General features: G+C 64.9%; 1 pseudogene. It reads left to right on the plus strand.

Annotated elements, in window-relative coordinates:
* Positions 1-567, plus strand: a pseudogene (locus GSM73_RS27965) (type IV secretion protein Rhs); the annotation flags it as partial.

The following is a 567-nucleotide window of genomic DNA, read 5'->3' on the forward strand; positions in this document are numbered from 1 at the left end:
AGCAACGTCCTACGAATACCGCCACGGTTTCCTGCACGCCCGCTCACGCGGCAAGGCCGTGTGGCAATACCGGCGCAACGCCCAGGGCGATGTGATCGAGGCCATCGATCCGCACGGCCAGAGCACCGGCTATGACTACGATGCCCAGGGGCAGTTGCTGGCGATCCGTTACCCCGACGGTAGCGAGCATCGGTTTACCCGCAATCAGTTGGGCCAACTGACCGAAGAAACCCTGCCCGACACGGGGCGCCGGTGTTTTTCCTACGACGCCCTGGGGCGTTTGCTGACCCGCCAGGACGAACACGGCGCCCTCACGCACTACCAGTGGGACGCGGTGGGCCGGCTGCTCGAAACCACCTTGCCGGGTGGTGCGACCCGCGCCTGGCACTACAACGCCTACGGCAAGGTCACCGCCGAGCGCGATGAGCTGGGGCGGACCACCCGCTATGAATACGCCGACGACCTGCACCTGATCAGCCGTCGGCTCAACCCCGACGGCAGCGAACTGAAGTATCGCTACGACTCGGCGCGGCTGTTGCTGACTGAAATCGAAAACGAATCCGGCGA

Origin of the sequence: Pseudomonas sp. PICF6 (assembly GCF_009831705.1) — a bacterium.
GTDB classification, from domain to species: Bacteria; Pseudomonadota; Gammaproteobacteria; order Pseudomonadales; family Pseudomonadaceae; genus Aquipseudomonas; species Aquipseudomonas rhizophila.